At 42.4% G+C, this 11,281-nt stretch carries 11 protein-coding genes; 5 read left to right on the forward strand and 6 right to left on the reverse strand.

Annotated features, from left to right (window positions below):
- The 4 genes from AC075J_RS02700 to AC075J_RS02715 form a co-directional block, all read left to right on the forward strand.
- The coding region (locus AC075J_RS02700) for a recombinase family protein (RefSeq protein ID WP_476389955.1) at positions 1-1,296 on the forward strand (1,296 nt) is incomplete at its 5' end.
- 100 nt (positions 1,297-1,396) lie between these two features.
- Positions 1,397-1,969 carry a manganese catalase family protein gene (locus tag AC075J_RS02705; protein WP_242859375.1) on the forward strand — a complete coding sequence of 191 codons (573 nt, stop codon included), beginning with the start codon at positions 1,397-1,399 and terminating at the stop codon, positions 1,967-1,969.
- 278 nt (positions 1,970-2,247) lie between these two features.
- The gene (gene trkA, locus AC075J_RS02710) at positions 2,248-3,606 is read left to right on the forward strand and encodes a Trk system potassium transporter TrkA (protein ID WP_025577354.1); all 1,359 of its coding nucleotides are present in this window, start codon (positions 2,248-2,250) and stop codon (positions 3,604-3,606) included.
- Positions 3,607-3,618: 12 nt separating this feature from the next.
- Positions 3,619-5,058, forward strand: coding sequence for a TrkH family potassium uptake protein (locus AC075J_RS02715; RefSeq protein ID WP_118614945.1), 1,440 nt, complete (start codon positions 3,619-3,621; stop codon positions 5,056-5,058).
- Between the two features lie 174 nt (positions 5,059-5,232).
- On the opposite strand, the gene AC075J_RS02720 is transcribed toward AC075J_RS02715, so the two are convergent.
- The 3 genes from AC075J_RS02720 to AC075J_RS02730 form a co-directional block, all read right to left on the reverse strand.
- A complete protein-coding gene (locus AC075J_RS02720; protein ID WP_118614961.1) occupies positions 5,233-6,159 on the reverse strand; it encodes a radical SAM protein in 927 nt (308 codons plus the stop codon).
- Positions 6,160-6,375: 216 nt separating this feature from the next.
- Positions 6,376-7,086 (reverse strand): RNA polymerase sporulation sigma factor SigE, encoded by a 711-nt coding sequence (sigE, locus tag AC075J_RS02725; protein WP_020994083.1) that lies wholly within the window; start codon positions 7,084-7,086, stop codon positions 6,376-6,378.
- A gap of 17 nt (positions 7,087-7,103) precedes the next feature.
- Positions 7,104-7,961, reverse strand: a complete 858-nt coding sequence (locus tag AC075J_RS02730; protein ID WP_118614948.1) for a sigma-E processing peptidase SpoIIGA — start codon at positions 7,959-7,961, stop codon at positions 7,104-7,106.
- A gap of 295 nt (positions 7,962-8,256) precedes the next feature.
- Here AC075J_RS02730 and AC075J_RS02735 point away from each other — a divergent pair, with 295 nt between their 5' ends.
- On the forward strand, positions 8,257-9,129 hold the full coding sequence (locus AC075J_RS02735; RefSeq protein WP_118614951.1) for a shikimate dehydrogenase: 873 nt from the start codon (positions 8,257-8,259) through the stop codon (positions 9,127-9,129).
- Positions 9,130-9,144: 15 nt separating this feature from the next.
- On the opposite strand, the gene AC075J_RS02740 is transcribed toward AC075J_RS02735, so the two are convergent.
- The 3 genes from AC075J_RS02740 to AC075J_RS02750 form a co-directional block, all read right to left on the reverse strand.
- A complete protein-coding gene (locus tag AC075J_RS02740) occupies positions 9,145-9,624 on the reverse strand; it encodes a YdcF family protein (RefSeq protein WP_026649093.1) in 480 nt (159 codons plus the stop codon).
- Positions 9,617-10,132 carry an SEC-C metal-binding domain-containing protein gene (locus tag AC075J_RS02745; RefSeq protein ID WP_020994084.1) on the reverse strand — a complete coding sequence of 172 codons (516 nt, stop codon included), beginning with the start codon at positions 10,130-10,132 and terminating at the stop codon, positions 9,617-9,619. The genes AC075J_RS02740 and AC075J_RS02745 overlap by 8 nt, the downstream gene beginning before the upstream one ends.
- A 454-nt stretch (positions 10,133-10,586) precedes the next feature.
- Positions 10,587-11,281, reverse strand: a 695-nt coding sequence (locus AC075J_RS02750) for an HAD family hydrolase (protein WP_476389956.1), incomplete at its 5' end; no start/stop codon positions are given.

The raw sequence follows: 11,281 nt of genomic DNA on the forward strand, positions 1-11,281 counted from the left end.
TCTGGGGACTTTATCTTTACTGAGAGTGTTTCCGGCCGGCATGCACAGAAGCGCCCGGAGTTTCAGAAGATGATTGCCCTGGCGAAGCAGCCCTCTCACCCCATTGATGTGATCCTGGTATGGAAATTCAGTCGTTTCGCCCGTAACCAGGAAGAGTCTATCGTATACAAGAGTATGCTCAAGAAGGATAATGTAGACGTGATCAGTGTATCTGAGCCACTGATTGAGGGACCTTTTGGCAGTCTGATCGAGCGTATCATAGAATGGATGGATGAATACTACTCCATTCGATTGTCAGGTGAGGTTTTACGTGGCATGAAAGAAAAAGCCCTGCAAAAAGGCTATCAGACGTCTCCCTGTCTTGGCTATACTGCAGTTGGACATGGAAAGCCTTATATCATTAATGAAGCTGAATATGCCATTGTCTCTTATATCATGGACCTGTATGATAATCAGAACTTAGATGAGACAGCTATTGCCAGGCGTTGCAATGATCTCGGATACCGGACGAAACGTGGAAAACTCTTCGAGCGGCGCAGTGTTGACCGGATTCTTGGAAATCCCTTCTATTGCGGAACTGTTGTCTGGAACGGAGTGGAATTTGAAGGAAGCCATGAGGTACGTCTTTCCAGGGAACGGTATGAAAAACGCCAGAAACTGATCGCTTCCCGGAAACGTCCGGTCAAGGCACGGAATGTCTCTGCCTGTAAGCACTGGCTATCCGGTCTTTTGAAGTGTTCTGTCTGCGGGGCCACGCTTTCTTATACCGGTAATAATAAGTGTCCTTATTTCCAGTGCTGGAAGTACGCAAAGGGATTTCATAAGACTTCTGTTGCCTTATCAGTCAAAAAGGCTGAAGAAGCTGTGATAAGTTATTTTGATCAGATCTTAGATGGAGCAGAATTTACATATGTGTGTAAAAAGAAAAAGACTGATCATTCACTACAGATTGATCAGTTGCAAAGAGAGATCAGTAAGCTCGCCATGAGAGAAGGCAGAATCAAAGAGGCTTATGAGGCAGGCGTAGATACTCTGGAAGAATATAAGAATAATAAGGATCGTCTGGTATCAGATCGGTTAGAATTGACTGCTGCCCTTTCACAGTTATTGCAGGAAGAGCAGGCAGAGCAGCCTGACACAGAAAAAATTCTGAAAGAGATCCGTTCTGTTGCGGATGTCCTGAAGAATCCAGACGTAGGTTATGAAGAAAAGGGAAATCTGATCAGAAGTGTTGTGGAGCAGATTATATATGATAAAGAATCCGGAAAAATGTCTTTTGACATCATTATTTCCTGAATTTCATCCATCCATAAAAAAGTGCTATTTCGGCCTTTTTAACATTTTTGTAATATTTTTTCTGAGTTAAAAATCCCACAAACCCGCATAAACACTGGGTTTGCGGGGCTATTATAGGGTACTGCACTCCGGTGGCCCGGACGGTGAGATCAGCGCTTCCCTGCGTTATCTTTCCCAGCGTTTTACCATGCCGAACCGGACGACTTCTGCTTTGCTCAACGACATAGGAACAGAAGAACTCAGTCATCTGGAAATGGTATCCACTATTGTACATCAGCTTACCCGGGACCTTTCCATGGAGGAAATTGAGAAATCCGGATTCGGACCGTATTATATCGATCACGCAGTGGGAGTCTGGCCACAGGCAGCAGGTGGCATACCATTTAATGCATGTGAATTTCAGAGTAAAGGTGATCCGATCACTGATCTGTTCGAGGATCTTGCTGCAGAGCAGAAAGCCCGTTCTACTTATGACAATATTCTCAGAGTAGTCCGCAATATACCTGAGATTGCGGATCCCATCAAATTCCTGCGTGCCAGAGAAGTTGTTCATTTCCAGAGATTTGGGGAAGCTCTTCAGTCCATTCAGGAAGAACTTGATGCCAAAAACTTCTATGCTTTTACCCCGGGATTTGATAATCCCTGCACTGCATCATGCAACAGCAATAAATAAAGTACGCAGCCAAAACCTGCGACATACTGCGCGAATTTATGCGATTAGCATCGCGAAGCGTGTTACTGAGAACGGAATGAGCAGTAATACACTCCATCTTAAAAATCGCAGAAATTTCATATTTGCTTTACAAATATATCTGGTGGTGCTATAGTATTCTTAGCTTAATAGCCACAAAAGTAATTGCCAAAAATATTGAGCAATTACAAACAAAAATATGATATAAAAGGGGCTGTCTCACATAGATATTATGTGACAGCCCCCTTATTGGAGGAATTATGCAGATAATTATTGTTGGGTGCGGTAAAGTTGGACGTACCCTGGCAGAACAGCTTCAGGAAGAAGAATCCGACATTACTCTTATAGACGTTTCTTCTAATGTAATCACTTCCCTTCAGGATGACATTGATGCCATGGGTATCGTGGGAAACGGTGCAAGTATCAACACGCTGGTGGAAGCAGGTATTGAGAATGCAGATATCCTGATTGCCGTAACCGGCTCTGATGAAATGAATCTCCTCTGCTGCCTGATCGCACAGAAAACCGGCCATTGCCAGACGATTGCCCGTGTCCGCAATCCTATCTATGCCAAAGAGATCAGCTTCATCAAGAAGCGTCTGGGTGTTACTATGATCATTAACCCGGAGCTTGCAGCTGCACAGGAAATTTCCCGTCTCTTACGCTTTCCTTCAGCTATCAAGATTGATACTTTCGCACGTGGTCGTGTGGAAATGCTGAAATTCAAAGTGCTTCCTGAATTTAATCTGGATGGCATGACAATCTCACGCATTACGGAAGCCCTGAAATGCGACGTCTTGTTCTGCGCAGTAGAAAGCCGGGATCATGTATCTATTCCCGGCGGTAATCAGGTGATCCACGACGGAGATATGGTTTCCATTCTTGCTTCCCCGGTGAATGCAGCAGCCTTTTTCAAAAAGATCGGCCTGAAAACCAATCAGGTAAAAAACGCCATTATTGTCGGCGGAGGAACCATTTCCTATTACCTTACAAAAGCCCTGCTTGATATGAACATCTCCGTTAAGATCATCGAACAGAATGAGTCCCGCTGTGAAACCTTAAGTGATCTGCTTCCGGAGGCAACTATCATTAACGGAGACGGAACCAATCGTTCTCTCCTTATGGAAGAGGGACTCTCACGCACAGAGGCTTTTGTATCACTCACAAACATGGATGAGGAAAATGTTTTCCTTTCACTCTTTGCCAAAACAGTTTCCAATGCCAAACTGGTTGCCAAGGTAAACCGCCTTGCCTTTGATGATGTCATTGATAACCTTGATATCGGAAGCGTCATTTATCCGAAATATATCACAGCCGACTATATCCTGCAGTATGTACGTGCCATGCAGAACAGCATCGGCAGCAATATTGAAACCCTTTATCATATCCTGGATAATCAGGCAGAAGCTCTGGAATTTGCCATCCGCGAAAATTCACCGGTAACAGGCATTCCATTATCTGAACTGAACCTGAAGAAAAACCTTCTTGTAGGTTACCTGAACCGAAATGGTCAGGTCAGGATTCCCAGAGGCCAGGATACCATTCAGGTTGGAGATACCGTTATCATAGTAACTTCTCAGAAGGGCCTTCGCGATATCACAGATATTCTGGAAAAATAAAGGAGCCAAATCATGAACTATTCCATTATTATCTATATCATCGGAATGATTCTGAAAATTGAAGCTGTATTTATGGCTCTGCCCGCAATTACGGCACTGATCTATCAGGAAACTTCCGGTGTAACTTTTCTGATCACGATTGCTTTATGCCTGGTCATCGGGCTTCCTCTCACCAGGAAAAAGCCGACAAGAAAGGCTTTCTACACAAAAGAAGGTTTCGTGACTGTAGCATTAAGTTGGATCGTTCTGAGTATCATAGGAGCAATCCCCTTTGTGATCAGCCGAAGCATTCCAAATCCTGTAGATGCATTATTTGAAACAGTTTCAGGTTTTACTACAACAGGAGCCAGTATTCTCAGCGATGTGGAGGCGCTTCCTCATTGTATGCTGATGTGGAGAAGCTTCACGCACTGGATCGGCGGAATGGGGGTTCTGGTTTTCATCCTCTCCCTTCTACCACTTACCGGCGGTTATCACATGAATCTTATGAAAGCGGAGAGTCCCGGACCATCTGTAAGCAAGCTTGCGCCAAAAGTACAGTCAACTGCCAAAATTCTGTATTCTATTTATTTCGTAATGACAGTGATCCAGATCCTGCTTCTTCTGGTCGGTGGTATGCCGCTGTTTGACTCCATATGTACAGCTTTCGGTACTGCAGGTACCGGAGGATTTGGTATTAAAAATGACAGCATGGCCAGTTACAGTACATATCTGCAGGTGGTCATTACTGTATTTATGATTTTATTTGGCGTTAACTTTAATGCTTACTTTTTCATTATCACAAAAAAATTTGCTCAGGCTTTTAAAATGGAAGAAGTGCGGTATTATTTCGGAATCATCGGTATTGCAATTCTTATCATCGCCTGCAATATTTACCATATTTTCGGAAGTGCAGCCAAAGCTTTTCAGCAGGCAGCTTTCCAGGTTGGTTCCATTATCACAACAACCGGATATGCAACAACAGATTTTAATACCTGGCCGGAAATTTCGCGGACAATCCTGGTACTGCTGATGTTTATCGGTGCATGTGCCGGAAGTACAGGCGGCGGCATTAAAGTATCCAGGATCCTGATTCTCTGCAAAACAGTCCGCAAGGAGCTTCATATTTTTCTGCATCCAAATGCGGTAAAGAAAATAAAAATGGACGGCAAAGCCATCCCACATGAAGTTGTTCGTTCCACAAATATTTTCTTCATTGTATATATGCTGATTTTTGCATCCTCCATATTCCTGATTGCCTTTGACGATTTCAATCTGATCACGAATTTTACGGCGGTTGCGGCAACCTTTAATAATATCGGACCTGGTCTGGAACTGGTAGGACCTACCGGAAACTTCGGCATGTTCTCCTGGTTTTCAAAGCTTATCCTTACTTTTGATATGCTGGCAGGACGTCTTGAGATTTTCCCGTTACTGATATTGTTTGTAAGGGATACATGGAAGAAATTCTAAAAATATTTTGGTAAAACAAATTTTATTTTTTTACACTGTATTCATATTTTATTCATATTTATTGGATATAATGAACTTCAGAAAGATGATGAATCTTTCTTATAAATATTTTTCTTTTTCATACGCGCCGGTACGAAAGTACCGGCCTCCTTCCATTTATGGGAGTTTTTTATTTTATAGCATTTTTCTCACACCTTCATAATCAAACGCAGGAATAAAACTCTCTCTGGCAGTTTCACCATCTTGAAAAAATCCATTTTCAATCCCAAGCTCAAATGCATAGTCCAGAACTTTTTCATATTCTCTTCTGGTTACACAACGATTCAGTTCTGTATATTCTTTCTGCTCAAAAACCGGCGTATACTGATTCATGATACTGATATAAATCTGCTTTCCAAAAGTCTTATGTAAAAGTTTCAGAACCTTTTTTGAATTTCTTGTATGCCCCGGCAATATAAGATGTCTCACAATAGTCCCACGTTTCATATATCCCTCTGCATCAAACTGTGGCATTCCTGTCTGGCGTACCATCTCATTAACTGCTTCCATAGCTCTTTCAGGATAATCATTCGCATGTGAAAATTTCACCGCCAATTCGCTCTCCGCATATTTGTAATCCGGAAGATAAATGTCCACATATCCGTCCAGAAGTTTCAATGTCTCTGTGTTCTCATATCCACCACAGTTATAGACAACCGGAATATTAAGCCCATGCTTCTTTGCACAGTCCAAAGCTGCGATGATCTGTGGAATATAATGTGTTCCGGTTACCAGATTGATATTTGCAGCATCCTTTTCCTGCAGTTCCAGGAATATTTCTGCCAGTCTTTCCTCAGTGATCTCAAGGCCACTGTCACCAATGGCAATTTCCCGGTTCTGGCAGAAACAGCATCTCAGATTGCATCCTGTAAAAAAGACTGCCCCGGAACCTCTGGTTCCCGAAATACATGGTTCTTCCCACATATGCAAAGCTGCCCTTGCAATCTTAACCTTCTGATCCATTCCACAGTATCCGGTTTTTCCGGCTGTTCTGTCTACATGGCAATTTCTCGGACATAAACTGCAATCTGTCAGTATGCAGCTTTCTGTATCCTGCCTCAGAGTTTTATCTTTGTTTTTTTCTGTCTGTATTTTATTTACCTTCACTTTTCTCTTCTGTCCTTTTTTCTTTCCCCGACTTGATATCTGTGAATCACCCACTGCAAACATTTCCCACAGTTTGCTTATATCATAACCGTTCAGTGCTTTCACAGTTACAGGCGGATTGCTGAATAGTTACTATCCTTTATATCATTATACTACATTCCCCAATTACGTCTATTCATATTTCACAATTTCCTTTTTCAATCTCTTCATGATTCTTTTTTCCAGTCTGGAAATATATGATTGAGAAATTCCCAGAAGGTCTGCAACCTCTTTCTGTGTTTTCTCTGCAGCATTCTCCTTTCCCAGACCAAATCTAAGGCGAATGATCGTCTGCTCACGCGGTGAAAGCTTTCTAATTGCCTTTGATAACAACGAAATCTCCACTTCATCTTCCAGACGTCTTGAAATCACATCCTCATCAGTTCCCAGAATATCAGAAAGCAGGAGTTCATTTCCATCCCAGTCTACGTTCAGCGGTTCGTCTATGGACACTTCCATCTTTGTCTTACTGTTGCGGCGAAGATACATCAGGATCTCATTCTCTATACATCTGGATGCATAAGTGGCAAGCTTGATGTTTTTTACAGGATTAAAGGTATTGATCGCCTTGATCAGCCCAATCGTTCCGATTGAGATCAGATCCTCCACCCCGACTCCTGTGTTATCAAACTTCTTTGCAATATACACCACAAGCCTTAAATTATGTTCGATCAGAACAGACTTCGCTTCTTCTTCCTGCCCTGTTCCAAGCTTCTGCAGTATAAATGCCTCACGCTTCGGCTCCAGTGGTGCCGGCAGCACATCATTTCCACCAATATAAAAAACTTCTCCTGAACGGTTCATCACCATTCTTGACACTACCTGTAATGGATAACAGCTCATAGTCACAACCCCTCCCGTTAAAGTAATCTGGAATTCAAAAGTACCTCGTATTCCTTACCAAAAGCGGATGTTTCAAATGAAAATGCAAATACCGGATTGTCTATGCAGACAACCTCTGCTGGAGTCTGAATGCAGAGTTTCTCAAAGGTAACAGCCAGCATCATCCCCTGTTCTTTTCCTATACTGTGAAAAAAAGTAAAATGTGGATGAAGCCCGGCAGTTCCCGGTTTCCCAGACTCCCCGGGATTTTCTTTCAGGTGTTTTAAACAGCTTACGGTTTCTTCTGAACATATTTCAGATAAAACTTTTTCTGTCCCTACAGATACAGGTTTTCCGTTTACAGAATCCATAAGCAGATTTCCGGAATCATAAAATCCTTGAAAAGGATATCCACATCCTTTATAGTATATGGTTATCGGATAGATATTCTTTGTCCGTATTCTCATGGAATCCATCAGATATGACAACGCTGTAATGCCGGACCACGTTGCTGCTGCAAGGATCAGAAACATTTTGACTGTCAACTTATCACTGACGATCACTTCCCAGAACCCTCCACACAGAAATGCGGCAAAATACAGTGTAAGTATTGCTTTAAGCAGCAGACTTCCCCTTTTCAGATTACATCCGATCACAAGCATTCCTGCAGCACAGCCACCATGCAGCAGGACAAGTGCCGGAAGAAAAATCCCAGACTTCAGAAAAGATTGCAGATAAATGATCCAGCAGGAAAACACCGCACCTGCAGCAGCTCCCAGAAGAGCTCTTTTTCTGCTTCTTCCACATCGGAATAATATTCCTGTAAATCTGATCAATATGTAATCTATCAGGAGATTTGTGAAAAAAACTACATCTATGTATATTTCGTAATGCATTTCCTTCCCTCCGTCTGATACTGCCTCTGACTTCTCCTTCACTTCGGTAAGTGAGATTCATTATACGTGATAAAGTATGCGGATTTTGTCAAAACGGAGGAATTATGTCTTATTATTTGTCGCACTAAATCGACAGTTTTTATCATATAAACCAAAATGAACATGTATTGACATATAATTGAAGTTAGAATAAAATGATAGATAATTTCTATGTTTTAGAAGGGCATCTTCTATACTGTCACAATTCAGACAGTATTTTATGTCTCTGCTACAAAACAGACTGGAGGATTTTAACATGAATAATATTACCGGACACACAGGTCTTACCGCGCTTTTAGGAAGCCCGGTGGCACACAGCATTTCCCCTTTGATGCACAATGAATCATTTCGCCTTCTCGGGCTTGACTATGTATATTTATGTTTTGATGTAAATGAAGAAACTCTTCCTGCAGCAGTTGCAGGATTAAAGACTTGCGGCATTCGCGGTTTCAACCTTACCATGCCGAATAAGAATAAAATTGTAGAATTATTGGATGATCTTTCCCCTGAAGCCCAACTGATCGGTGCTGTCAATACTGTACTGAACGATAACGGAAAGTTAATCGGATACAATACAGACGGGTACGGTTTTATGCAATCTGTACGTGATGCGGGACATGATATTACCGGTAAAAATATAACTGTCATGGGAGTAGGAGGAGCTTCGATGGCCATCTGTGCACAGTCTGCCCTGGACGGTGCGGCTTCCGTACATATTTTTGCCCGCCGCACCAGCAGATACTGGAATCGCACACAGAAATTCGCTGAGAATCTCTCTGCTAAAACAGGCTGCCAGGTCTGCCTCTTCGACAATGATGATCATACTGCATTGCGAGATTCCATTGCACAGAGTTATCTGCTGATCAATGCAACCTCTGTAGGCATGGTTCCGGATATCGACGATACCATCATCAAAGATACATCTCTGTTCCGTCCTGAGCTTGTAGTGGCAGATGTTGTCTATGAGCCACAGGAAACCCGACTGCTCAGAGAGGCTAAAGCAGCCGGATGCCAGACCTTTAATGGCATGTATATGCTTCTTCATCAGGGGGCTAAAGCTTTCCAGATCTGGACCGGACAGGAAATGCCGGTTTCTGTTATTAAGGAAAAATATTTCTCTGTCAAATAGTGATTCGCATAACAGTCACATATTTCCCATCAGCTTATCTTTGATGATTGCCAGGATTTCTCTTGGAATATATATCAGAAGTCTCCATGAACGGTATCTGGAAGGAATGGGATAAATTTCTCTGCATCCACATTTCTTTCCTATGGCCGTTCCCCGGAAAACATGAAAATTATTGGTGACAATGCCCACCGAATGATTCAGTCCGATCATTCCCAGACTGAACTTCAGATTCTCTGTTGTGTTGGTAGATTTCTCTTCCAGAATCAGTCGTTCTCTGTCAATTCCATGTTCCACAAGATAATTGCACATTGCCTGAGCTTCTGTGATAGATTCTCCGTCCCCTTTTCCTCCGGACAGAACAGCCTTAGTCTCAGGATTCTCTTCCATATACTGTAAAGCCCTCCTGGTACGTTCCAGAAGGGCTTTTGTAAGCCGGGTGCCTTCTACATGGGCACCAAGCACGATAATATATTCCAAATTTGGATGCTTACGCATTCTTACCGCAGCAATATTTATATTTCTTGCCGCTTCCGCAAGGACAAGGATCATTACGTCCGATTTTCTTTGCTTTGACAACTGTTCCTGATTTCTTCTGCTCAAGATAAAGTTCTTTTCTCTTCTCCGGTGTGAAGATCGCATCCCACTGTGGCAGTTCATACAGCCAGTCAGCTCTTGCATCTACCATGTTCTTATAAAGAAGTTCTTTATCAAAGCACAGAGAAACCTTTGTGTTCTCATCCATTGTCTCAATCGGGTTCGGAATCTTCAGACTGTCATTGATTCCATCAAGAAAACCAACCATTGTCAGAACTTCCTGTCCGTATTTCTCAGCCAGTTCCTTAACTGTACCGGTTACTACCTCATCCGGGTTGCTAAGAAGCTGCTCATAAATTCCTTTTTCAATATTAAAATAATTTGCCCAAAATCTCTGAAGTTTATTACGGTCTGCCTGCTGGTCATAGGCGATGGCACGCCACTGCTCTAAGATTGTTTTATCGCTCATTTCCTTTAATCCTCTTTTCCAATATTTCATAGGTATTATGCCTGTGCGGAAACATATGGAAAATATTCCTTCCACAAGCTTTATTATTATATCATCTTTCAGTTAAAAATACAAATGATATTCTTTGTATTTTTAGTGAATTTTAAGTTACTGTTCACACACCACTAGCCCGCGAGGTGTTTTGGCATGAATATGCCAAAATCCCGAGACATACAAGCCAAAATTCCATTGCCGCAGGCAATCTAGTACATCGTTTTCGAAATAACTATACCACTCACTTGTCTGCGAATCCGATTGCACAGGTCTAAAAGCCTCAGCGTAGCCCGCTACGCCTGCGTTTTTATACCAGCACACTCGAATCCGCATTCTACGCGATTGGTATAGTTATTTACGAAACGCTGTACTAGAATGAATTTTGGCTATGTTACTGAGAACGGAGTGAACAGTAACAATTTTAATTGACGCCCAGTTTCTCCAGTTCTGCTGCTGCCTGTTTAAAAGATTTAAACTGAATTGCATGGATTCCCTGTTTTCTGGCTGCCTCACAGTTCTCCGCTCTGTCATCCAGAAATACGGATTTCTCCGGGTCAAGATGGTAGCGTCCGAGCAGGGTTTTGTAAATTTCCGGTTCCGGTTTGATCTGCTTCACCTGACAGGAGAACACTGCTCCGTCTACATATTTAAGAAACGTAAGTTTATCCTCCGTTCTCTCCAGTGTGTCAGTTGCATAATTGGAAAGAATATAAACATGATATCCTTTATCTTTCAGATATCTCACCCAGGTTTCCGCATAATCTGTTTTCTCAATTGTCTCGTCAGAACGGCGCATTACCTCCCGGATATCCTTTTCGTACTCCGGTGCAGCTTTTACCATCTGATCTACATAATATTGCTCAGTCTCGCTGCTTCTGTCTCTCTCATTCCAGGTATTGCTCTGAAATACCACTTCCGCAATTTTATCACGCTCTTCCTTCGGAAAACCAAAACTGTCCAGATAGGTCTCCCAGTCATATTTTACAAGAACCTGTCCAACGTCAAAAATAATATTCTCCATATCCGAATCCACCACCTTTTTATTCCTGTTCAGTAATTTATGAACCATCCCATATTGCATAAGCCATGATGGGTACGATGATCGCCACTGCAGAG

The sequence above is a fragment of the Blautia sp. ZXY-1-C6 genome, from assembly GCF_056339875.1.